The organism is Brevundimonas sp. P7753 (assembly GCF_013386595.1).
Lineage (GTDB): Bacteria > Pseudomonadota > Alphaproteobacteria > Caulobacterales > Caulobacteraceae > Brevundimonas > Brevundimonas bullata.
Genome location: NZ_JACARP010000059.1, coordinates 20,937 through 41,446 on the forward strand (window position 1 = coordinate 20,937; position 20,510 = coordinate 41,446).

Annotated in this window: 23 protein-coding genes and 1 other RNA gene; 10 read left to right on the forward strand and 14 right to left on the reverse strand. The window is 69.0% G+C overall.

The genetic code is table 11. The features are described from left to right. The first annotated feature begins 200 nt into the window (after positions 1–200). The 5 genes from HX774_RS12200 to HX774_RS12220 all read left to right on the forward strand — a co-directional run bounded on the left by HX774_RS12200 (position 201) and on the right by HX774_RS12220 (position 3,729). Complete coding sequence (locus HX774_RS12200) at positions 201–905, forward strand: response regulator transcription factor (protein ID WP_178827123.1); 705 nt, start codon at positions 201–203, stop codon at positions 903–905. Next, on the forward strand, positions 874–2,484 hold the full coding sequence (locus tag HX774_RS12205; RefSeq protein ID WP_178827124.1) for a stimulus-sensing domain-containing protein: 1,611 nt from the start codon (positions 874–876) through the stop codon (positions 2,482–2,484). The genes HX774_RS12200 and HX774_RS12205 overlap by 32 nt, the downstream gene beginning before the upstream one ends. Then, positions 2,481–2,912, forward strand: a complete 432-nt coding sequence (locus HX774_RS12210) for an HPr kinase/phosphorylase (protein WP_178827126.1) — start codon at positions 2,481–2,483, stop codon at positions 2,910–2,912. Before HX774_RS12205 ends, HX774_RS12210 begins: the two co-directional genes overlap by 4 nt. Positions 2,913–3,019: 107 nt before the next feature. After that, positions 3,020–3,424 (forward strand): PTS sugar transporter subunit IIA, encoded by a 405-nt coding sequence (locus HX774_RS12215; protein ID WP_105564561.1) that lies wholly within the window; start codon positions 3,020–3,022, stop codon positions 3,422–3,424. Next, on the forward strand, positions 3,421–3,729 hold the full coding sequence (locus HX774_RS12220) for an HPr family phosphocarrier protein (protein WP_255500428.1): 309 nt from the start codon (positions 3,421–3,423) through the stop codon (positions 3,727–3,729). The genes HX774_RS12215 and HX774_RS12220 overlap by 4 nt, the downstream gene beginning before the upstream one ends. A 106-nt stretch (positions 3,730–3,835) precedes the next feature. Here HX774_RS12220 and mnmH read toward each other — a convergent pair whose 3' ends face one another. The 8 genes from mnmH to HX774_RS12260 all read right to left on the reverse strand — a co-directional run bounded on the left by mnmH (position 3,836) and on the right by HX774_RS12260 (position 10,066). Continuing rightward, the gene (mnmH, locus tag HX774_RS12225; RefSeq protein WP_178827128.1) at positions 3,836–4,897 is read right to left on the reverse strand and encodes a tRNA 2-selenouridine(34) synthase MnmH; all 1,062 of its coding nucleotides are present in this window, start codon (positions 4,895–4,897) and stop codon (positions 3,836–3,838) included. Beyond that, positions 4,894–5,940 carry a selenide, water dikinase SelD gene (gene selD, locus HX774_RS12230; RefSeq protein WP_178827130.1) on the reverse strand — a complete coding sequence of 349 codons (1,047 nt, stop codon included), beginning with the start codon at positions 5,938–5,940 and terminating at the stop codon, positions 4,894–4,896. Before selD ends, mnmH begins: the two co-directional genes overlap by 4 nt. Positions 5,941–5,985: 45 nt before the next feature. After that, the gene (locus tag HX774_RS12235) at positions 5,986–6,933 is read right to left on the reverse strand and encodes a TraB/GumN family protein (RefSeq protein ID WP_178827132.1); all 948 of its coding nucleotides are present in this window, start codon (positions 6,931–6,933) and stop codon (positions 5,986–5,988) included. Between the two features lie 7 nt (positions 6,934–6,940). Next, entirely contained in the window at positions 6,941–7,135 is a 195-nt protein-coding gene (locus tag HX774_RS12240) for a helix-turn-helix transcriptional regulator (RefSeq protein WP_114818203.1), read from the reverse strand. A 10-nt stretch (positions 7,136–7,145) separates the two neighbouring features. Continuing rightward, on the reverse strand, positions 7,146–7,604 hold the full coding sequence (locus HX774_RS12245) for a hypothetical protein (RefSeq protein ID WP_178827134.1): 459 nt from the start codon (positions 7,602–7,604) through the stop codon (positions 7,146–7,148). A 66-nt stretch (positions 7,605–7,670) separates the two neighbouring features. After that, positions 7,671–8,888, reverse strand: a complete 1,218-nt coding sequence (locus HX774_RS12250; protein ID WP_178827136.1) for a DNA recombination protein RmuC — start codon at positions 8,886–8,888, stop codon at positions 7,671–7,673. Positions 8,889–9,134: 246 nt separating this feature from the next. Beyond that, on the reverse strand, positions 9,135–9,737 hold the full coding sequence (recR, locus tag HX774_RS12255) for a recombination mediator RecR (protein ID WP_178827138.1): 603 nt from the start codon (positions 9,735–9,737) through the stop codon (positions 9,135–9,137). Beyond that, the gene (locus tag HX774_RS12260; RefSeq protein ID WP_114818199.1) at positions 9,737–10,066 is read right to left on the reverse strand and encodes a YbaB/EbfC family nucleoid-associated protein; all 330 of its coding nucleotides are present in this window, start codon (positions 10,064–10,066) and stop codon (positions 9,737–9,739) included. Before HX774_RS12260 ends, recR begins: the two co-directional genes overlap by 1 nt. Before the next feature lie 171 nt (positions 10,067–10,237). Here HX774_RS12260 and HX774_RS12265 point away from each other — a divergent pair, with 171 nt between their 5' ends. Then, entirely contained in the window at positions 10,238–10,852 is a 615-nt protein-coding gene (locus HX774_RS12265) for a malonic semialdehyde reductase (RefSeq protein ID WP_178827140.1), read from the forward strand. A 107-nt stretch (positions 10,853–10,959) separates the two neighbouring features. Here the strand turns inward: HX774_RS12265 and HX774_RS12270 are convergent, their stop codons facing one another. Together HX774_RS12270 and HX774_RS12275 are read right to left on the reverse strand one after the other, a co-directional pair. Next, positions 10,960–12,825, reverse strand: coding sequence for a DNA polymerase III subunit gamma/tau (locus HX774_RS12270; protein ID WP_178827142.1), 1,866 nt, complete (start codon positions 12,823–12,825; stop codon positions 10,960–10,962). Between the two features lie 146 nt (positions 12,826–12,971). Then, positions 12,972–13,373: a DUF3597 domain-containing protein gene (locus HX774_RS12275; RefSeq protein WP_178827144.1), complete on the reverse strand. Its 402-nt coding sequence runs from the start codon at positions 13,371–13,373 to the stop codon at positions 12,972–12,974. A gap of 122 nt (positions 13,374–13,495) precedes the next feature. On the opposite strand from HX774_RS12275, the gene HX774_RS12280 reads away from it, so the two are divergent. Continuing rightward, complete coding sequence (locus HX774_RS12280) at positions 13,496–14,149, forward strand: hypothetical protein (protein ID WP_178827146.1); 654 nt, start codon at positions 13,496–13,498, stop codon at positions 14,147–14,149. A gap of 24 nt (positions 14,150–14,173) precedes the next feature. Here the strand turns inward: HX774_RS12280 and ffs are convergent. Further along, an RNA gene (gene ffs / locus HX774_RS12285) (signal recognition particle sRNA small type) lies at positions 14,174–14,269 on the reverse strand. 73 nt (positions 14,270–14,342) lie between these two features. Here ffs and nudC point away from each other — a divergent pair. Next, positions 14,343–15,263 (forward strand): NAD(+) diphosphatase, encoded by a 921-nt coding sequence (nudC, locus tag HX774_RS12290; protein ID WP_178827148.1) that lies wholly within the window; start codon positions 14,343–14,345, stop codon positions 15,261–15,263. A gap of 163 nt (positions 15,264–15,426) precedes the next feature. Here the strand turns inward: nudC and HX774_RS12295 are convergent, their stop codons facing one another. Further along, on the reverse strand, positions 15,427–16,149 hold the full coding sequence (locus HX774_RS12295) for a 3-deoxy-manno-octulosonate cytidylyltransferase (RefSeq protein ID WP_178827150.1): 723 nt from the start codon (positions 16,147–16,149) through the stop codon (positions 15,427–15,429). Positions 16,150–16,294: 145 nt separating this feature from the next. On the opposite strand from HX774_RS12295, the gene HX774_RS12300 reads away from it, so the two are divergent. Continuing rightward, positions 16,295–17,011: a cytochrome c family protein gene (locus HX774_RS12300; RefSeq protein ID WP_114818193.1), complete on the forward strand. Its 717-nt coding sequence runs from the start codon at positions 16,295–16,297 to the stop codon at positions 17,009–17,011. Positions 17,012–17,209: 198 nt separating this feature from the next. Here HX774_RS12300 and HX774_RS12305 read toward each other — a convergent pair whose 3' ends face one another. Together HX774_RS12305 and HX774_RS12310 are read right to left on the reverse strand one after the other, a co-directional pair. After that, complete coding sequence (locus tag HX774_RS12305) at positions 17,210–18,013, reverse strand: C40 family peptidase (RefSeq protein WP_255500429.1); 804 nt, start codon at positions 18,011–18,013, stop codon at positions 17,210–17,212. Positions 18,014–18,092: 79 nt separating this feature from the next. Next, positions 18,093–19,502, reverse strand: coding sequence for a M17 family metallopeptidase (locus HX774_RS12310; RefSeq protein ID WP_178827154.1), 1,410 nt, complete (start codon positions 19,500–19,502; stop codon positions 18,093–18,095). Between the two features lie 94 nt (positions 19,503–19,596). Between HX774_RS12310 and HX774_RS12315 the strand changes: the two genes are divergently transcribed. Beyond that, a complete protein-coding gene (locus tag HX774_RS12315; protein ID WP_178827156.1) occupies positions 19,597–20,418 on the forward strand; it encodes a tetratricopeptide repeat protein in 822 nt (273 codons plus the stop codon). Positions 20,419–20,510: the final 92 nt, after the last annotated feature.

The following is a 20,510-nucleotide window of genomic DNA, read 5'->3' on the forward strand; positions in this document are numbered from 1 at the left end:
CCGCCACCCTGCGCCGACAGGCTTTAAGGCGAGGTTTCGCCTTTTCCCGGCCAAGGTTGAAAGACAGGCTCTGGCGAACCATTTGCTGTGGCCGTAATGTCACCCCGATGGGATAGAACGGTTACGCTTGTCGCGCGTTGAGCCATCAACACGCGACGGATGATCGAACGACCACCGCCGCCCGCACTCAGGAGAAGCCCTTGGCCAACATCACTCTGGTCGACGACGACGAGAACATCGTCGCCTCCGTGTCCCTGGCTCTGGAAAGCCACGGCCACAAGGTCACGGCCTATCATGACGGCGCTTCGGGTCTCGAGGCGCTGGAGACCACGCCCCCGGATCTGGCGATCCTGGACGTGAAGATGCCGCGCATGGACGGCATGGAGGTGCTGCGCCGCCTGCGTCAGACCTCGCAGATTCCCGTCATCATGCTGACGTCCAAGGACGAGGAGATCGACGAGATCCTCGGCTTCAACCTCGGCGCCGACGACTATATCCACAAGCCCTTCAGCCAGCGTCTGCTGATCGAACGGGTCAAGGCCCTGCTGCGCCGCACCGGCGCCGACGGCGGCGAGGGCGAGACCGCCGCAGAAGCCGCCGGCAAGGCCATCAAGCGCGGCAAGCTGTCGATGGACCCGGCGCGCCACGAGAGCACCTGGGAAGGCAAGCCGGTCAAGCTGACCGTCACCGAGTTCCTGCTGCTTCAGGCCCTGGCCCAGCGCCCCGGTTTCGTGAAGAGCCGGGACAGTCTGATGGACGCCGCCTACGACGATCAGGTCTATGTCGACGATCGCACCATCGACAGCCACGTCAAACGGATGCGAAAGAAGTTCCGGGTGGTCGATCCCGAGTTCGACGCGATCGAGACCCTGTATGGCGTCGGTTACCGCTACCGCGAAAGCTGAGATCGAGGACGGCCGGCCGCGGCGCCGATTCCGCTTCGGCGGGTCGCGCCTCGGCGGGTTCATTCTCGCCCTCAATCTGCTCAGCCTGCTGATTCTGTTCGGCGGGGCTCTGGCCCTGAACGAATGGCAGCGCGGTCTGATCGAAGCGCGCCAGGAATCCCTGTCGGTCCAGGCCAAGCTTCTGGCCAATGTGCTGGGCGAACTGGGCATCACCCAGGGCGAACCCTATCCGATGCTGGATCCCGGCGCGGCGGGGCTGTGGCTGCGCGACAACTTCATCCCCGAAGGCCAGCGCGCGCGCCTGTACGATCAGGACGGGTTGCTGGTCTCTGACAGCTTCGCCGTCACAGACGCCATTCCCGGCGAGGCCCTGCCCCCCGCCAATCCCGCCGGCACGGCCCTGGCGCCCAGCGAGCCGTCGCCGCGCGAAACCGCGCGGGTCAAGCGCGCCAACGCCGAACTATCCGCCGAGGTCGAGCGCGCCCTGCAAGGCGAACCTCAGGCCGACATCCGCCGCAACGAGAACGGCGACCGGGTCGTCTCGGTCTCCCTGCCCGTGCGCCATGTCCAGCAGGTGCTGGGGGTGCTGACGCTGGAAGCCGGCGACGTGGACGAAACCCTGGCCGCGCAGCGCCGCGCCCTGACCCCCTTCGCCCTGGTGGCCCTGGCGGTGAACCTGCTGTCGGCCCTGGTGCTGCACCTGTTCGTGGCCCGGCCCGTGATGCGGCTGTCGGCGGCGGCGGATCAGGTGCGCCTGCAACGCGCCCGCGCCATCTCCCTCCCCGACCTGGAGGACCGCAAGGACGAGATCGGCGACCTGGCCCGCGCCCTGGAATCCATGACCGACACCCTGTCGACGCGCATGGACGCCATCGAACGCTTCGCCGCCGACGTCAGCCACGAGATCAAGAATCCCCTGACCTCGATCCGCTCGGCGCTGGAGACCCTGCCCCTGGTCAAGACCGACGAGCAGAGGGCGCGTCTGACCAATCTGCTGCAACAGGACGTGCGGCGTCTGGACCGGCTGATCACCGACATCTCCAACGCCTCGCGTCTGGACGCGGAATTGTCGCGCGACCGGCCACGCCTGATCGACCTCAACGAACTGCTGGGCGACATCGTCGCCGTCTATGAGGGCGGCCAGAAGCCCGGCGAGGCCAAGGTTCGCTTCGCCTCGACCGCCGAGGCGGCCCGGGTGCTGGGCCGCGACATTCCCCTGGGCCAGGTGTTCCGCAACCTGATCGACAACGCCCGCTCGTTCAGCCCGGCTGACGGCGAGGTCCGCGTGCGTCTGGAGCGCGACGACAGCCGCCCCGACCTGCCCCTGCGCATCCGCGTCGAGGACGACGGCCCCGGCATTCCGGCGGAAAACCTCGAGACCGTGTTCGAGCGCTTCTACACCTCGCGGCCCAAGGGGACGGCCTTCGGCGCCAACTCGGGTCTGGGCCTGTCCATCGTGCGCCAGATCGTCGACGCCCACGGCGGCCGGGTCCACGCCGAGAACCGCGTCGATGGGGACGGCCAGGTCGTCGGCGCCCGCTTCGAGGTGCTTCTGCCCCTGGCTGGACGACGTCCATGACCCAGCCGATGCAACCGCTGCACGCCACCGCCGTGGCCCGCCATACCCCCGCCGGATGGCGCGGCGTGCTGATCCAGGGTCCGTCGGGCGTCGGCAAGAGCGATCTGGCCCTGCGTCTGATCGGCCAGGGCTGGCGTCTGATCGCCGACGACTGGACCTATCTTTGGGCTTCCGACGGCGCCCTCTACGCCGCCGCGCCCGCGACGATCACGGGCAAGATCGAGGTGCGCGGCCTGGGCATCGTCGCCGCGCCGCTGTGGCCCCTGGCCCGGATCAGGCTGGCCGTCGCCTGCACCCACGAGGCCGTCGAGCGCCTGCCGGAGGCCGCCGCCTGGACTTGGGACGGCATCTCAATTCCACAGCTGCGGCTAGACCCGCGCCCGGCTTCGGCAGGTCAGGTCGTCGCAACCGCGTTGGCCGCTCTTTGAACCGGCGCGCGATTGGCCTATGAAGGCCGGCTTGCAGATCAGTCTGGACGCCTCAGGGCGTTCGCTGAGGACAGCGGTGCGGGGCGGATTGTCTTGGTGAAGCCTTCATGATCGGGCTGGTGATCGTCACTCACGGGGGCCTGGCCTCCGAGTTTCTGGCGGCGATGGAGCATGTGGTCGGCCCTCAACGGGGCGTGGCCGCGATCTGCATCGGCCCCGAAGACGACATGGAGCGGCGTCGCCGCGACATCGTCGACGCCGCCGCAGCCGTGAACGACGGCGACGGCGTCATCCTGCTGACCGACATGTTCGGCGGCACGCCCTCCAACCTGGCGATTTCCGTGATGGAGCAGACCCACGCCGAGGTCATCGCCGGGCTGAACCTGCCCATGCTGATCAAGCTGGCCAGCGTGCGCACCCGCGAAAGCCTGGAAACCTGCGTCGCCCATGCGCAGGACGCGGGGCGCAAATACATCTCGGTGGCGTCGTGGGTTCTGGCGGGCGAGAAATGACCGACACTCCCATGCACCAGGGAACCGTTCAGGGACCGATCCAGGTCACGGTCGGCATCTGCAACCAGCGCGGCCTGCACGCCCGCGCCTCGGCCAAGTTCGTCAAGCTGGCCTCCAGCTTCGAATCCGAGATCCGCGTCACCCGCGACGGCGTCACCGTGGACGCCCGCTCGATCATGGGCCTGCTGATGCTGGGCGCCGGCATCGGCTGCGGCGTCGACATCGAGGCCCAAGGCCCCGACGCCGCCGAAGCCATCGAAGCCCTCAGCGACCTGGTCGCCCGCAAGTTCGACGAAGATCAGTAGGCCCCCTACCCGGCCTCAGGGCGTCTCGTTGATCTGCAGGGTTGGAACACCAGAGCCAGGCGGCCCGCCCCCCAGGCTCAACAAAAGCCGAAACTGAAATCTGCGGCTAAAGCCTGTCTATCGCCTGGGCCACCGCAGCGGCGGCGCGATCCAGATCATTGCCCCCGCAGCCCGACAGCAGGATCTCGCCGATGTCCGGTCGGGCGTCATCGCGCGCGGCGCGGCGATAGGCAGGGTCATAGTGGTCCCGCATCAGGGCTGTCGCCAGGGCGCGCAGATCGCCCGCGCGCGACAGCTGACGCCAGGCCTCGACGGTTTCTCGACTGTGATGGCTCGGCAGGCGGCGCAGCGCCGTGTCTCGCGCCTCGGCGTCGTGTTCCAGGGCGGCGTAGTCGTCGAGCACCCGCCCCACGCGTGCGGTGATCGGCGCATTCAGCACCAGGCGCGGCGCGGCCTTCATCGCCGACCACAGGATCGGCGGCAGGGCCAGCCGACCGATACGGCTGGACTCCGCCTCGACCACGATGGGCTGGGCCGGGTCCAGTCCGTCAAGCGCCGCCAGCAGCCGCGTCTCGAACAGTTTCTGAGACGGCTGGGCCACGCCGGTCCCTCCGAACAGCGAGCCCCGATGCTCGGCCAGAGCCTCCAGATCCAGGCTCTGCACGCCGTGCGCGGCCAGACGGGAAAGCACGGCGGTCTTGCCGCTGCCGGTCAGGCCGTCCAGCAGGACGAGGCGAGGCGCCGGGGCGGTTTCCGGCTCATACAGACGCGCCACCACCTGACGCCGCCAGGTCTGATAGCCGCCGTCCAGACGCGTCACCGGCCAGCCGACCTGGTCCATAACGGTCGTCATCGCCGTCGACCGCTGCCCGCCGCGCCAGCAATAGACCAGGGGCTGGAAACCGCCGTCCCGATCCGCCAGCGCGCCCTCCAGATGATGGGCGATGTTGCGCGCGACCAGGCCTGCGCCCAGACGACGCGCCAGGAATTTTGAGCGCTGCACATAAAGGGTTCCGACCTCGGCCCGCTCGGCGTCGTTCAGGACCGGCAGGTTGATCGCGCCCGGCAGATGGTCCTCGGCGAACTCGCCCGGACTGCGCACGTCGATAATGGCGTCGTAGCGCGCCAGGGCCTCGCGGCCGACATCGGCGCTGAGCCGCGTCGTCAAACCACGACCACCGAGGGCGCGCCTTCGCGCACCCGACCGACCCGCCGGGCCGAGGCGAAGCCCAGGCTCTGGACCAACTGCATCACGGCCTCGGCGCCCTCGGGCGCGACCGCGATCAACAGGCCGCCCGAGGTCTGGGGGTCGCTGAGCAGATCGCGCCGCCATTCGGGCAGCGCCGCCGGGGTCGTGACCGCCTGCCCATAGGCCGCCCAGTTACGCACGGACGCCCCGGTCCGCACCCCCGCCGCCGCCAAGTCCTCGGCGCCCGACAGATAGGCCGGTCCCGTCAGCTCCAGCTCGACGGCGACGCCGGCGCCGCGCGCCATCTCCAGCGCATGACCCAGCAGGCCGAAGCCGGTCACGTCCGTCACGGCATGAACCTCGGGCATGGCCGCCAGACGCGGGCCAGGCGTGTTCAACTGCGTCGTCGAGGCCATCAGGGCGGCATAGCCCGCCCCGTCCAACCGTTCCTGCTTGAAGGCAGCGCTGAGCACGCCGACGCCCAGGGCCTTGGTCAGGATCAGCACGTCGCCCGGCTGGGCCCGGCGATTGGTCAGGACCCGATCAGGGTGGACCAGGCCCAGCGCCACCAGGCCGTAGATCGGCTCGACGCTGTCGATCGAATGGCCGCCCGCGACCGGCGCCCCAGCCGTGGCGCAGACCGAGGCCCCGCCCTCCAAGATGCGGCCAATGGTCTGAACCGACAGCTTGCCGATCGGCATGCCCACGATGGCCAGGGCGAAGATCGGCGTCGCTCCCATGGCGTAGACGTCGGACAGGGCGTTGGCGGCGGCGATCCGGCCAAAGTCGAACGGGTCGTCGACCATGGGCATGAAGAAGTCGGTCGTGGCGACCAGGGCCTGGTCGTCGTTCAGCCGCCACACCGCCGCGTCGTCAGACGTCTCGGCCCCCACCATCAGATTGGCGAAGGGCGCCGCCTGGGGCGCGCCGGCCAGGATGGACTGGAGCACGTCGGGCGCGATCTTGCAGCCGCAACCGCCGCCATGGGCCAGGGTCGTCAGTCTGGGTTCTGCTTGGGTCATGCCCCCGCGTCTCGCGTCGCGGCCCGCAGGTCAAGCGTCCTGGCGCTAATCGGTGATCCGGGTCGCGGTGATCCCGCGTTGCGCCAGCTTGCTCTGCAAGCTGTCCGCGCCCGCCAGATGGCCCGCGCCGACCGAGATGAAGGCCGTCCCTGCCCCCGCCAGCAGGGTCTGGATCTGATCGGCCCAGGTCTCGTTCCGGCGCGTAAAGATGGCGTCGTACAGCTCCGGCGATTCCGTCTTGGCCTCCTGTCCGATCAAGACGTCCAGCCCGTCAACGTCTCCGGTCGACCAGGCGGTCACCATCCGGTTCAGCATGACGTCAGCCTGATCAAACTCCTTGAGGCCCGAGCGCAGCATGGCCAACTGGGTGTCTTCCGGCATATCGGCGATGAAACCGAACTGCTGGATCGCGGTCTCGAAACCCTTGATCGGTTTGCCCGTGGCGGCGGCGCGGGCGTGCAGGACCTGGTCCCCGCCGTTGTTGGCCACGTAGCCGGCCTTATTGATCGAGGCGAGCGCCAGCTGCAAGCTGGCCAGCCAGGGCCGCAGCGAGTCCAACTTGGCCGCGCTGGCGCCGATGGAGCGGGCGGCGGCGTCCAGGTCGGCCACCTCCTCAGCGGTCAACAGGCTGGACAGGGGGCGGTCAGGGGAAACGCCCTTCGTCTGCATGAGGGCGATCACCCCCGCTTGATCGTCAAGGTCGGCGACCTCGAACCAATATTCGTCGGCGCTGGCGAAGGCCTGGTCCATGCGGGCCGTGCCCCAAGGTGTTTCCGGCTTCAGCGCATGGATCGTGCCGAACAGATAAAGGGTCGAATCCTCATCCTGCACCACCCATAGTCCGGGGCCGGAACCTGCAGGCGCGGCGACGACTGCGGCCGATGCAGCGGTCGGCGCCTGCGCTAGAGCCGAGGGGGCAACAAACAAGGCGGATAGCGCCGCTCCGACCGTCAGGGCCGAGCGCAGGCAGGATGACAGTCGGGCGAAACGCATGGTGGGACTATTCCTCGTCCGAGAAGATGGATTCGATCGGCATCTGGAACAGCCGGGCGATCTTGAAGGCCAACGGCAGGGAGGGGTCGTAGCGCCCCGTCTCCAGCGCATTGACGGTCTGGCGCGAGACGCCGAGTTCGGTGGCCAGGTGGGCCTGGCTCCAGTCGCGCTCGGCGCGCAGGACCTTGAGACGGTTGTTCATGCCGCGTCCCTCAACGCCGCCCCAGCCACCACCAGGCCCAGGCGATGGTGTAGCCGATCAGCATCAGCGTCAGCATGGCGAAGGCGCCGGTGGCGGCGTAGGCGGCGGGGTCGGTGCGTTCGGCATACCAGGCGGGAATATTGATCGCGGCGGCCTGCGGCAGCGAGGCCATGATCACCAGAACCCCGCCCACGGCCATGCCGCCTGAACCGCCCCAGAACCAGGCCCACTTGTGCGCTTCCCGCGCCGCTTCGTCGATGGAGGACATCCACTTGAAGCCGACCCACAGGGAAATCAGCATGGTGACGGCGGCGAAGCCCCCGACCGCCCACAGGGCGCCCGCGCTGGACGTGATGTCCTGGCCCTGATCCTCAAGATAGGCCAGGACGCCGCCCATGACGAAGGCGGCCAGCATGATCAATCCGAAACCGATGACGGACTGGATGATGAGTTTACGCTTGCCGGCCACAACGCCCCCTTGATCTGACAAGGACGTTTTACACTGTCGTCCGCCGCCGTCAAGCGAGGCAGCGCGCTACTCCGCCGGGGCGTTCAGCAGCTCCGGGCGACTGAGGGTGCGGGGCGACTGTTCGACGGCAGGCAGGTCGGGCAACTCCTTGCCCTCGTGGTCGACCTGCAGGTCCTCGAAGCGGCGGGCCGAGACCATGACCTGGCTCTCCAGCGAGCCGACGAACTGGTTGTACTTGCCCACGGCGGTTTCCAGCGCCCGGCCGACCGAGGCGGCGTGGCCGCCCATGACCGACAGGCGCTTGTAAAGCTCCTTGCCCAGCTTGGCGACGTCCTCGGCGTTCTTCGCCTGCTCCTCGGCGCGCCAGCCGTAGGCGACCGCCTTGCACAGGGCGAACAGGGTGGTGGGGGTGACGATGACCACGCGCGAGGCCATGGCCTGGGTCATCAGGTCGGGCTCGTGGTCCAGGGCGGCGGACAGGAAGGCGTCGCCAGGCACGAACATGGCGACGAAGTCGGGGCTGGGCTTGAACTGGTCCTGATAGGCCTTGGACGACAGCTGGCGTACGTGGGTCTTCATGCTGGCGGCGGTGCGGGCCGACATGGCCTTGCCTTGGGCTTCCTCGTCACCGTCGGCCTCGTCGGCGAAGGCCAGCGAGACCTTGGCGTCGATGACGAACATGCCGCCGCCGGGCAGCTTGATGATGAAGTCGGGGCGCTGCTGACGGCCCTCGTCATTGGCCGAGGAGTTCTGCTCCTCGAAGTCGAAGCGGCCCGCCATGCCGGCGGCCTCCAGCACGTTGCGGCAGGTCTGCTCGCCCCAGCGGCCGCGACGGCCCGTGTTGCCCTTCAGGGCCTCGGTCAGACGGCGCGCCTCGTCGCGGGTGGCGGTCGAGGCGGTCATCAGGGCGGCCAGTTGCTCCTTCAGCCCGCCGGTGTCCTCGGCCCGGGTCTTCTCCAGGGCGGCGACGTGCTCCTGGAACTTGGCCAGGGTCTCGGACACAGGCTTGAGCTGGGCCTCCATGCGCTCGCGGGCGACGCGGTCCTGGGCCTGGAAGGTCTCGGTGGCGCGGGCCACCAGCTTGCTCGCCACGGCCTCGGCCGACTGCGAGGCCTGGGCCTTGAGGAACTCCGCCATGGAATCGCGGCTCTCCTCCATCAGCTCCAGTCGGGCGTCGGCGGCGTCGAGCGCCCCCTTGGCCTTCTGCCAGCCCATGAAGGCCCAGAAGAAGCCGGCCACAGAGGCCACAGCGACGACCAGCAGGATGAGTTCAAGCGTGTTCATGCTCCGTTCCTAACCGGAGTCGCGGGTTGATAATAGTCACCCTCTCCCGATGGGAGAGGGCTTGAGCGCACGAGAGCGTCAGCGATCGTTCTTGCGCGAAAGGGTGAGGGTTGGCGGTTGAAGTTGACCGAAGGTCGCTGCGCGGCGGCTTGCGCCGACTGACAGGGTGGGCCCTCACCCTTTCGCCTGGCGGATCGCCTACGGCTCTCCGAGGCTCAAGCCCTCTCCCATCGGGAGAGGGAAAGATTAAGCGGGCCGTCTGGCGCGCAAAGCCTGGATGATGGTGCCGTCGTCCAGCCAGTCCAGCTCGCCGCCGACCGGCACGCCGCGCGCCAGCGACGTGACTTCGACGCCCGCCGCCGACAGGCGCTCGGCGAGGTAGTGGGCCGTGGTCTGGCCGTCGACGGTGGCGGGCAGGGCCAGGACGACCTCCCTCGCCTCGCCTCCTTTCGCGCGACCGATCAGTTCGGCGATGCGCAACTGTTCGGGACCGACGCCGTCCAGGGCCGACAGCAGGCCGCCGAGGACGTGATACTTGCCGCGGAATGCGCCGGAGCGCTCCATGGCCCACAGGGCGCCGGCTTCCTCGACCACGCAGATCAGGGCGTTGTCGCGGGTGTTGTCGGAACAGATCGAGCAGGGATCGCGCGTATCGGGCGCGGCGCAGATCGAGCAGTTGACGACCTTGGCCGCCGTCTCGGCCAACGAGGCGGCGAGCGGCTCGAGAAGCTGCTCCCGCCGCTTCAACAGGGCCAGGGCCGCGCGCCGGGCCGAGCGCGGGCCCATGCCCGGCAGCTTGGCCAGCAGGCTGATGAGCCGTTCGATTTCCGGCCCGGCGGAAGCGGCCATCAGAAGAGTTTCGGCATTCCGGGGATGTTCATCCCGGCCATGGGGCCGGCGGCCTCGCGCATCAGGGCGCTGTTGACCTCGTCCAGCTTGCGCTTGGCGTCGGCGTGGGCGGCGACGATCAGGTCGGCCAGGATCTCGCCCTCGCCGGGCGCCATCAAGCTGTCGTCGATCTTCACCGCGGTAATCTCGCCGGGGCCTTTCAGGGCGATGGTGACAAGGCCGCCGCCCGAGGTGCCCTCGGCGGTGGTTTCGGCCATCTTGGCCTGGGCGTCCTGCAGCTTTTGCTGCATGGCCTGGGCCTGTTGCATCAGGGCGTTGAGGTCTTTCATCCCCTCTAGATAGGGCGATCCGCGGCCCGGCTCCAGCCCCCGCGACAGAAGGCCCCCAGAACGCCGGCCGACATCCGCAACAGTTTTTGTGGTGATTGCTCTTGACCTGATCGACGGAAGCGCCAAATAGCAACCATACAAGTTGCTAATCCTGTTCAGGAGTTTCCCCCCATGGCTTTCGACGCCCTTTCCGCTCGCGACGTTCCGGTGTCCGACGCCGTTCTGGCCCAGTTGTTCACCGAAGCGCGCACGCGCAACGGCTGGAGCGACCGGCCTGTGTCCGACGACCTGATCCGCAAGCTGTACGACCTGACCAAGTTCGGCCCGACGGCGGTCAACATGACGCCCGCCCGCTTCGTCTTCATCACCTCGCCTGAGGCCAAGGCCCGTCTGTCCGTACACATGAGCGAGGGCAACCGCGCCAAGACCCTGGCTGCGCCGGTCAACCTGATCATCGGTCAGGATATCGATTTCCACGACACCCTGCCCAAACTGTTCCCGCACGCGCCGGGCGCCCGCGACTGGTTCCTGGACGAGGCCGGCCGTCGTGAAGCCGCCTTCCGCAACGCCTCGCTGCAAGGCGGCTATCTGACCATCGCGGCCCGCGCCCTGGGCCTGGACGTGGGTCCGATGTCGGGCTTTGACGCGGCGGGCGTGAAGGCCGACTTCTTCCCCGACAGCAAGGTCGAGCCGAACTTCATCATGAACCTGGGCTACGGCACGGACGAGAACCTGTTCCCGCGCTCGCCCCGCCTCGACTTCGAGGAAGCCGCGCAGATTCTGTAAGCATTGGCAGTGTCATCCCGGACGGCGCGCAGCGCCGATCCGGGACCGCCCAAGACGCCGCGCTTCCTGCGGTCCCGGATAGCCCCTGCGGGCTTCCGGGATGACGGCTAATCCTCTTCGCCGACCTCGTCGTCTTCCGGGATGGCGGGCATTTCGACCGCCGGGGCCAGGGTCTTGATGTCCTTGATCTCGGCGCCGGGGAAGGCCTGCATGATGGAAACGACGAAGGGGTCGGCCTCGACCGCCGCACGGCGGGCGGAGCGGGCCTTTTTCTCGACCTCGATCAGGGTCTCGCCGCCGCCCTGACCGTTGGCGGCGATCAGCCAGGTGCGGCCGGTCCATTCCTTGAGCCGCGAGGCCAGACGCCGCGCCAGATCGACGGGCGAGCCCTGTGCGGGTTCATAGACGATGGCGCCGGGCTTGAACGACACCGGCCGCACATAGCGTTCGACGTCCATCTGCAGCGTGATTTCACGCTTCTCGCCGATCAGGGCGACCACGGCCTCGAAGGTCTGGGGATCGGGCAAGGCCGGCTGGGCCATGGGGCGCGCCGCCAGCATGGCCGAGGCGCCGCCTCCTCCTCCTGAGCCGCCGCCGCGCGGACCGCCCGCGCCGCCGCCCGGCAGGGTCCCGCCCGACTGGATGGCCTTCAGCGCCTCTTCAGGTCCCGGCAGGTCGGCGGCGTAGGCCAGACGGACGATGGCCATTTCCACGGCGTCGGCGGGCTTCGGCGCGCGCCGCACCTCGTCCAGGGCCTTGAGCAGCATCTGCCACGTCCGCGACAGGGTTCCCGCCGAGATGGCCGCGCCCAGCGCCGTCAGCTTCTGCGCCTGATCATTGGGCAGGCGGGTGGCGTTCGGGCCGAGCATCTTGGCGACCGAGGCGGCGTGGCAGTGCTCCAGCAGGTCGTTCGTCACCTGCACCGGATCGGCGCCATAGCCGTAAAGGGTGCGGAAATTCTCCAGCGCCTCGGCGGTGCGCCCGGCCATGACGGATTCGAACAGGGCGATGGTCTGGGTGCGGTCGGCCAGGCCCAGCATGTCGCGGACGGTGGCGGTCTGCACCGTCTGCCCGTGCTCGGCTTGAACCAGGGCCTGGTCCAGCAAGCTGAGGCCGTCGCGCACCGAACCCTCGGCGGCGCGGGAAATCAGCGCCAAGGCCTCCTGCTCGATCTTCATGCCTTCGCGGTCGGCGATGCGGCCCAGATGCCCGACCAGCACCTCGGGCTCGACGCGGCGCAGGTCGAAACGCTGGCAGCGGCTGAGGATCGTCACCGGGACCTTGCGGATCTCGGTGGTGGCGAAGATGAATTTAGCGTGGGGCGGTGGCTCTTCCAGCGTCTTCAGCAGGGCGTTGAACGCCTGCGTCGACAGCATGTGGACCTCGTCGAGGACATAGACCTTGTAGCGGGCTTCGACCGGCGCGTAGCGGACGCTTTCCAGAATGTCGCGGATGTCGTTGACGCCGGTGTGCGAGGCGGCGTCCATCTCCATGACGTCCATGTGCTGGCCGGCCATGATGGAGGCGTCGTGACGGCCGTGCGCCGTCAGGCTCAACGACGGCTTGTCGATGACGTCGGTTTCGTTGTTCAGGGCGCGGGCCAAGAGGCGGGCGGTCGTCGTCTTGCCGACGCCCCGCACCCCGGTCAGCATGAAGGCGTGGGCGATGCGGCCCGTGGCGAAGGCGTTGGTCAGGGTCCGGACCATGGCCTCCTGTCCGATCAGGTCCTCGAAGGTGCGCGGACGGTATTTGCGCGCCAGAACCTTGTAGGCGCCGTCGTCGGCGGGCTCGTCGGCGAAGGGTTGAGCCTTGGCGGGCGCGGTTGCGGGCGTTGGCGCGGGCGCGGCGACCGGCGCCGCCACAGGCTCGGGCGCAGCCGGCGGCGCGCCGAACATGTCGTCGGTGTTCTCGTCCCGCTCGGGAACGTCCTCCTCCCAGGGAGGGCCATCAAGATCAGGATCGACGTCGCTCATGATCCTGTCTTAGCGCGCGCAAGCCGCCAGCGCATCCTCCGCTTGGCCGATATGCACCGTCAATCGCGCAGCCGCGTCAGGGCGCTGACGCCTGGGTCCCCGGGTCGCCCTGCGGGCGCCCGAGGATGACGGCGGAAGGGAGAGCCTTACAGATCGGTGGGCAGACGGCCGCCGTTGTCGCGGATCTTCTGAATCACCTGGGCGTGCAGCCAGATGTTCATCGAGGCGCTGTCGGACTTGTCGCCGGTATAGCCCAGCTCGTCGGCCAGTTCCTTGCGCTCGGCCAGCGAGGATTCCAGCCCGACCAGCTTCATCAGGTCGACGATGGAGGTGCGCCAGTTCAGCTTCTGCGCCTTCTGGTCGTTCATGAAGTCAAGGATGCCGGCGACATCGACCTCGGGCGCCGGTTGGGGCGCGGTGGCGGCGGCCGCCGTGACCTGGGGCTGGACAGGGGCCGCGGTCGGCGCAGGCGCGACCGGCGCGGCTGGGGCCGCCTCTTCCTTCTTCTTCTTGAAGATGCCGCCGAGGATGGACCCGAGAACGCTCATTCGCCTGCTCCTGAAAGGTGAAGTCCTTTCAGCGGGCCAGAGCGATTCCGGTTCCGTGAAGCTTGCCAGACGCCGCCGCCTCAATCGCAAAACAGTGTCACGGCGCGGAAAAGAAACGATCATTGTTCGCCAAGGCCATCCTGATACGATGGCCGTGTCAGAGTCGGGGAATGACAATGAAATCCAAAATCGCAGCGGGCCTTATCGCCGCCGCCTGGCTGGCCGCCGGATCGGCGATAGCCGAACCCTTCCAGTCCTTCGTGAACCTGTGCCTAGCCGCCAACGGCGATGCCCAGGCCGTCGCGACGCGCGCCAAGGCCGGCGACTGGTTCGACGTGCCCCCCGAAGCCCTGGAGGACTTCGGCAAGGGGTTCCAGGACTCGGCCCTCTATCTGAACTTCGACCTGAGCCAAAAGGTCGCCCCGGTCGAACCGATCGAAATGCTTGTGACCGGCTGGAGCGACGGCAAGACCGCGCTCGATATGGACGGCCTGCGCCTCGACATCTGCGGACTGATGTCGCCCGAGGCCGACACCCGCGTGCTCAACCGCGACGTGACGGCTCACCTCGGCTTCCCGCCCGTCACGAACGACGGCATGACCTTGTGGCTGTTTTCACGCGGCGCTGACGGTTTCGTTTCCGAAACAGCCCTGATGGACAGCGACGATAAAGCCATTTTCGCCGCCGCCCGGAAGCGCAGGCTCTACGCTCTTTACAGCGTCAATGACGGCGAATTGGGAGGACTGATGCTCGGCGCGATTCGACCGCCCGCCTAGAGCCTCGACCGCATGATCATGTAGGGGAAGTAGAGACCGCGACCCGAAGGTGAATTCGTTGTGGCTGCTGCCTTCCGGCCCTGACCAGGTTGGCGAAGCCTTCGCCCGCGATCTCCAAGGAGGGATATGACGGTTGGCGACGCGGGAATCAAGACCCCTCCCCGCGTCGTCTTGTCGGGGGTATGAAGCGGCCATGTCCCATACCCACGTCTTCTCCGGCAATCCGCTCGACCGCTCGGGCGACCTTCGCAACGACATCGCCTGGCTGGGCGAGCAGGAAGCCAATCCCGAGGCCCTGGCCATGCTGCTGTGGGAGGGGCGGCCCCTGGTCGAGGATCATGAGGGCGGACAGCGCCTGGTCTGGCTGGCGCTGAGCCACGGCCGCGACCTGGTCCCGGACCGCGATCTCTTCCTGGGCCTGTGGAAGGGGGCGCCGGTCTTCGCCATCGAGTTCGAGGGCTCCATCGACCCGACCAGCGGTCCCGTGGGCGGCCTGGGCCAGTTCATCGAGATGCGCGCGGCGGCGGCGGCCCTGCCGGAAGCCGATGTCGCCATCGCGGGGACGGCCAAGAGCCTGTTCGACTGGCGCCGTCGTCACGGCTTCTGCGCGGCCTGCGGCAAGGCCACGGATCAGGCCTCGGGCGGGTGGCGGCGGGTCTGTGCGGCCTGCGGGGTCGAGCATTTCCCGCGCGTCGATCCGGTCGTCATCATGCTGCCGGTCTATAAGGGCGGAGCCGAACCGCGCTGCCTGCTAGGGCGTCAGGCCGCCTGGCCCGAGGGTAGGATGTCGGCCCTGGCCGGCTTCATGGAGCCCGGCGAATCCATCGAGGAGGCCTGCGCCCGCGAGGTGATGGAGGAGGCGGGGCTGACGGTGTCGGGCGTGGTCTATCATTCGAGCCAGCCTTGGCCCTTCCCGGCCCAGCTGATGATCGGCCTGATCGCCGAGGTCACGACCGAGGACGCCGCGCCGGATCAGACCGAGCTGGAGGCCGTGGCCTGGCTGACGCGAGCCGAGGTGCGGGCGGTGCTGGCCGGGACGCATGGGACGATCCATGCGCCGCCGCCGTTTGCGATTGCGCGGCGGTTGCTGGAGGCGTGGGCGGAGGGGGAGTAGGCGCGGCTCCTCTCCCTCCCCTTCAGGGGAGGGTGGTCGCGCAGCGACCGGGTGGGGAGGGCTTGGTAATAAAGGGGTGCCGCGGCTGATTGGCCTGGCCGCCCCCACCCGTCTGACGCTGCGCGTCAGCCACCCTCCCCCAAGTGGGAGGGAGAGGGTCACGTCAGGCCAGCCTTCTGGCCGCCTCCAGATCCGAGGGATTGTCGACCGACAGCGGGGCGTCGGCGATCGCCGAGGCCCAGATCTGCAGGCCCATTTCCAGGGCGCGCAGCTGTTCCAGCTTTTCGCGCTTTTCCAGCGGGGACGGGGGAGCGGCGCAGAAGCGCATCAGGGCGTCGCGGCGATAGCCGTAGATGCCGACGTGGTGCCAGACGGGGCCGTCGCCGTAGAGCGTCGAGCGGGTGAAGTAGAGAGCCCGCCCGCTGGTCCGGCCTTCCGGCAGGGCCAGAACCGCCTTGACCACGTCGGGGTTGGTGCGGTCCGAGACATCGGCTTCGGCGGCCACGAGGGTGGCGATGTCGCAGGCTGATTCGCGGGCCAGCAGGTCGGCGCAGGCCCGCGCCAGATCGGGCGAGGCGAAGGGCATGTCGCCCTGGATGTTGATGACGATGTCATGGGCGGCTTCGGGATCGACCGCCTCCACCGCCGCCCGGATGCGGTCGGACCCGCTGGGCAGGGCCGGATCGGTCAGGACGGCCAGGCCGCCCGCCGCCTCGACCGCTTCGACGATCTCGGGATCGCCCGCCGCCACGGCGACGCGGAAGCCGGACAGGGCCGCCTGTTCCCAGGCGCGCACGATCATGGGCTTGCCGCCGATATCGGCCAACGGCTTGTTCGGCAAACGGGTCGCCGCCATGCGAGCGGGTATCAATATCAGCGGATTCATCAGTCTGACGCGTCCTGTGACGCCCGGAAGCGCCCGGGCCGGTTGCGAAGGTCGCGCTAGCGTGTAAGAGACGCCCACGCAAGAATATGCCTGACACCGCTTCCGTGGTGGGGGGGCTCATTAGATACGGGAAGCGACGACGCGCATGAGCGGCGATCTGAAGTGGAACAAGATTATGGGCGCGTGCCTGGGCACCGCCTTTGTCATCCTGGTGGTCCAGCAAGTTTCGGGCATGGTCTATCACACCAAGCAGCCTGAGAAGATGGGCTACTTCGTGGACGCGCCGGACGAAGCCGCGGGCGCCGAGCCGGCCGCCCTGCCGATCGACTGGGGCACGGTTCTGCCGACCGCCGACCTGGCCGCCGGTGAAGCCGCCTTTGCGCGCTGCCAGGCCTGCCACACCGTCAACGCGGGCGGCGCCGACGGCATCGGCCCGAACCTGAACGGCGTCATGGGCGGTCCCGTGATGCACCGTGCGGGCTTCGCCTATTCGGACGCCATGGCCAAGCACAAGGCCGAGGCCCCGACCTGGGGCTATGACCAGATCGACGCCTTCCTGACCGCGCCGGGTCGTTATGTTCCCGGCACCAAGATGTCCTTCGCCGGCATCCGCGACGAGAAGACCCGCATCAACCTGATCGCCTGGCTGCGGACGCAGGGTTCGGGCGGCTTCGCCATCCCGGCCTCGGACCCGGCGCGTCAACCGGGCGCTGCTGCGGCTCCGGCCGCTGACGGCGCGGCTCCGGCTGCTGAAGGCGCCGCCGCCACGGAGGCCGCTCCGGCCGCCGAGGGTGCGGCTCCGGCCACGACGCAAGCGACCCCGGCCGCCCCGCCGGCCGCGACCAGCGCCCCGACGGCGTAAGCGTCAGACATTCAAGACGACGGGAAAAGGCGGCCTTCGGGTCGCCTTTTCTGCGTTTGGAGATATCGCTAGCCGTCATCCCGGAAGCCCGCAGGGCTATCCGGGACCGCAAGAAGCCTCGCCGTCTGCGCCTGGGGCGGTCCCGGCTCTACGCCTCGCGATGCGAGGCTGCGGCCGGGATGACGAATAATTTGGGGATCAGATCCGCCGGAACACGGCCGAGGCGAAGCCTTCGCCGGTCAGGCGGGCCTCGACCTCAGCCAGGGTCTCGATGACCACGCCGCCGTGCGCGCCGGTGGCGTGAATGACCTGATCGGCGTCGACCATGATGGCGGAATGGCCGGTCCAGTCGTGGTCGCGGTTCGGGGCCATCCAGACGACCAGATCGCCGCGCTGGGCGGCGTCTCGCGCAATGGGGCGGCCCAGATCGGCCTGGGCGTCGGAACGACGCGGGCCAGGCAGGCCGCAGGCCAGCAGGGCCTGTTGCACCAGACCCGAGCAGTCGGTCTCGAACGAGGAGCGAGCGCCGAGCGCATGGGGGCGGCCCAGCAGCCGTTCGGCCACGGCGACCGGCTCGCGCTCGAAATCGCCGACAGGTTGAAGATCAGTGTCGCTCAACCCCTCGCTCGTCTCGCCCACCAGGGCGTTCAGCGGCAGGGCGGCGGTGACGGAGGCGACGCGGCGGGCAGGCAGAGGCGCGCCGGGCGACAGCAGGTCCAGCGCGATCCACCCGACCACGCCGTCGCGGCGCGCCCGACCCCAGGCGCGCTCGCCCTGACGATGCAGGACGTCGAAGGCCTCGCCGTAAAGCAGTTGATCCGTGCGCTGGTCGGCGTCCGACAGAATGTCCGCGACCGGAACCCGGCAATGCATGGGCTCGGTGCGGCGATAGGCCTCGGCCCGCATCAGACCTTCGAGCGCCTGCTCGGCCAGCACGATCCGATCTCCATCCCGAAGGATCAGAGGCGGGCCGGGCGGGATAAGGGCCAGAAGGTCGGACAAACAGGGCCTCAGCGGCGGTTCACGCGGGTGAACCGCCATATGTAAACGCCGAAGCCAAATCGGGCGTTAACGGCCTCGACTATTTCGCGAATCGGTCGCGCAGATAGCGATAGCAGGCGCGCAGGGCCTGGGCCTCGCCGCCCTCAGGATGTCCGGGACGGGCGCGCGGATTCCAGGCGAAGATGTCCATGTGCGCCCACGATCCCGTGGTCGGCGCAAACTTCTGCAGGAACAGCGCCGCCGTCACCGACCCGGCCTGGGCCCAGGCGGCGGAATCATTCCTCAGGTCGGCGATCTCGCTGTCCAGCGCGACGCGATAGCCGGCCCACAGCGGCATCCGCCACAGGGGATCGCCCACCGCCCGCCCGGCGCTGAGGATACCCTCGGCCAGAACCTCGTCGTCGGTATAGAGAGGCGGCAGTTCGGGGCCGAGCGCCATGCGCGCCGCCCCGGTCAGGGTGGCGAAGTCCAGCGTCAGGTCGGGTTCATGCTCGCCCGCTCGCGTCAGGACGTCGGCCAGGATCAGGCGGCCCTCGGCGTCGGTATTGCCGATCTCGATGGTCAGGCCCTTGCGACTCGACAGGATGTCGCCGGGGCGGAAGGCGTCGGCGGAGACGGCGTTCTCGACGGCGGCGACCAGGACCACCAGGCGCACGGGCAGGTCGGCCTGCATGATCAGGCGGCCCAGGGCGAGCGCATGGGCCGAACCGCCCATGTCCTTCTTCATGTTGCGCATTCCGGCGGCGGGCTTGAGGTCCAGACCGCCGGTGTCGAACACCACCCCCTTGCCGACCAGGGCCACCAGCGGCAGGTCGGTCTGATCCAGCTTCCAGCCGATCTCCAGCACGCGCGGCGCGCGGTGCGGGGCGGCGGCGCGGCCGACGGCGTGGACGGCGGGGTAGTTGTCCTCCAGCAGGGCGTCGCCGGTCGTGACGGTCAGGGTCGCGCCCGAGCCTTGCGCGATCTCGCGGGCGATGGTCTCGATCTGCAGCGGGCCCATGTCGGCGGCGGGGGTGTCGACCATCTCGCGGGCCAGGGCGGCGGCGGCGGCGATGTTCAGGGTCTCGGTCAGGTTGAGGCCCGAAGGCGCGACCAGACGGGCGCGACCGCGCTCGGGCCGGGCCTTGTAGCGGTCGAACAGATAGCCGCCGAGGGCGAAGGCCAGGGCGGCCTGCTGGGCCGCCTCGCCCTCGACACCTTCCAGTCGCCAGTCGCCGGCGGGCAGACGGGTCGGCAGCGACCGCGCCGTCATGGGATCAAAAGCCTCGCCGGCGCCGAACAGGGCCTCAAGCGCGGCGCCGTCGTCGCCGGGGACGATCAGCAGCTGGCCCGCCTTGCCGGTGAAGCCGTTGGCCTCGGCCCAAGCCGCCGACTTGCCGGTCAGCGCCTGCCCCTGCTTCAGTCCTTGGCCTTGGCCTTGCGCGATCACGCGCACCGGGCGCGCGCTGTCGGAAGCGGCGATCAGCAGGTCGGAGTGAACGACGGACATGGGGCGAGCCTTTCCGGCCCTTAAAGGCCGATTAACCAAACCTTGACCCGGAAGAGCGACGCTGAGGCCGCAGGAAACCGTCCGGACCCTCTCCATGTCGCGCACCGCCGCCGCCGCCGCAACCATGACGCTGGCTCTTTGGGGCCTGTCGGGCGCCGCCATGGCGCAAACGCCGGCGCCCGCCGCCGTTCAGGCGCGTCAGCCCGCCGACGCCGCGACGCGCGCCAGCTACGACCGCGCCGACGCCCTAAGCCGCTCCGTCTTCTGGTCGCAGGAACAGCAGGTCAATCCGATGGACCCGGTCGCCGGGGTCAAGCTGGCGCAGGCCCTGCGCGAAATGGGCCAGTTCGATCAGGCCGCCGAAACAGCGCAGAACGTCCTGACCGTCCAGCCCGCCAACGTCGAGGCCATGCTCGAGGTTGGCCGTGCCCATATCGCGCGCGGTCAGGCCTTCTACGGCATCAACGCTCTGGAACAGGCGCGGGCCGCCGCGCCGCGCGACTGGCGGCCCCTGTCGCTGCTGGGCGTGGCCTATCAGCAGGTGCGCCGTCCCGACGACGCCAAGGCCGCCTGGACCGAGGCCCTGCGCCTGTCCCCCGACAATCCGGACGTCCTGACCAACGCCGCCATCGCCCAGATGGGCGAGGGCAATGCGCCATCGGCTGAGATCCTGTTGCGCCGCGCCGCCGCCCAGCCGAACGCGACCCTGAAGGTGCGCCAGAACCTCGCTCTGGCTCTGGGCCTGCAGGGCAAGACCGCCGAGGCGGAGCAGATCCTCCGCCGCGAGCTGCCGCCGGAGGCCGCCGACGCCAACCTGCGCTGGCTGGCCGAGCGGACGGCGGCGGCGGGGGCCTCCGTTCCGGTCGCCGAGACCGCCGGATCGGCCCGCACCTGGTCCTCGCTTCAGGGCGGGTAAAGACCAGCGCTGCGTCTCTCCCTCCCCGTTCGGGGAGGGTGGCTGACGCGCAGCGTCAGACGGGTGGGGGCGCTCGGCTGTTCAAGCGTCGC

Coding starts and splice junctions, on each gene's coding strand:
- recR (WP_178827138.1), bottom strand. CDS start 9,737: ATGGCCGCTTCCGCCGGGCCGGAAATCGAACGGCTCATCAGCCTGCTG.
- HX774_RS12220 (WP_255500428.1), top strand. CDS start 3,421: ATGACCGACACTCCCATGCACCAGGGAACCGTTCAGGGACCGATCCAG.
- nudC (WP_178827148.1), top strand. CDS start 14,343: ATGTCCCATACCCACGTCTTCTCCGGCAATCCGCTCGACCGCTCGGGC.
- HX774_RS12205 (WP_178827124.1), top strand. CDS start 874: ATGGCGTCGGTTACCGCTACCGCGAAAGCTGAGATCGAGGACGGCCGG.
- HX774_RS12250 (WP_178827136.1), bottom strand. CDS start 8,888: ATGAACACGCTTGAACTCATCCTGCTGGTCGTCGCTGTGGCCTCTGTG.
- HX774_RS12295 (WP_178827150.1), bottom strand. CDS start 16,149: ATGAATCCGCTGATATTGATACCCGCTCGCATGGCGGCGACCCGTTTG.
- HX774_RS12235 (WP_178827132.1), bottom strand. CDS start 6,933: ATGCGTTTCGCCCGACTGTCATCCTGCCTGCGCTCGGCCCTGACGGTC.
- HX774_RS12275 (WP_178827144.1), bottom strand. CDS start 13,373: ATGAGCGTTCTCGGGTCCATCCTCGGCGGCATCTTCAAGAAGAAGAAG.
- HX774_RS12265 (WP_178827140.1), top strand. CDS start 10,238: ATGGCTTTCGACGCCCTTTCCGCTCGCGACGTTCCGGTGTCCGACGCC.
- selD (WP_178827130.1), bottom strand. CDS start 5,940: ATGACCCAAGCAGAACCCAGACTGACGACCCTGGCCCATGGCGGCGGT.
- HX774_RS12300 (WP_114818193.1), top strand. CDS start 16,295: ATGAGCGGCGATCTGAAGTGGAACAAGATTATGGGCGCGTGCCTGGGC.
- HX774_RS12240 (WP_114818203.1), bottom strand. CDS start 7,135: ATGAACAACCGTCTCAAGGTCCTGCGCGCCGAGCGCGACTGGAGCCAG.
- HX774_RS12270 (WP_178827142.1), bottom strand. CDS start 12,825: ATGAGCGACGTCGATCCTGATCTTGATGGCCCTCCCTGGGAGGAGGAC.
- HX774_RS12260 (WP_114818199.1), bottom strand. CDS start 10,066: ATGAAAGACCTCAACGCCCTGATGCAACAGGCCCAGGCCATGCAGCAA.
- HX774_RS12210 (WP_178827126.1), top strand. CDS start 2,481: ATGACCCAGCCGATGCAACCGCTGCACGCCACCGCCGTGGCCCGCCAT.
- HX774_RS12315 (WP_178827156.1), top strand. CDS start 19,597: ATGTCGCGCACCGCCGCCGCCGCCGCAACCATGACGCTGGCTCTTTGG.
- HX774_RS12310 (WP_178827154.1), bottom strand. CDS start 19,502: ATGTCCGTCGTTCACTCCGACCTGCTGATCGCCGCTTCCGACAGCGCG.
- HX774_RS12215 (WP_105564561.1), top strand. CDS start 3,020: ATGATCGGGCTGGTGATCGTCACTCACGGGGGCCTGGCCTCCGAGTTT.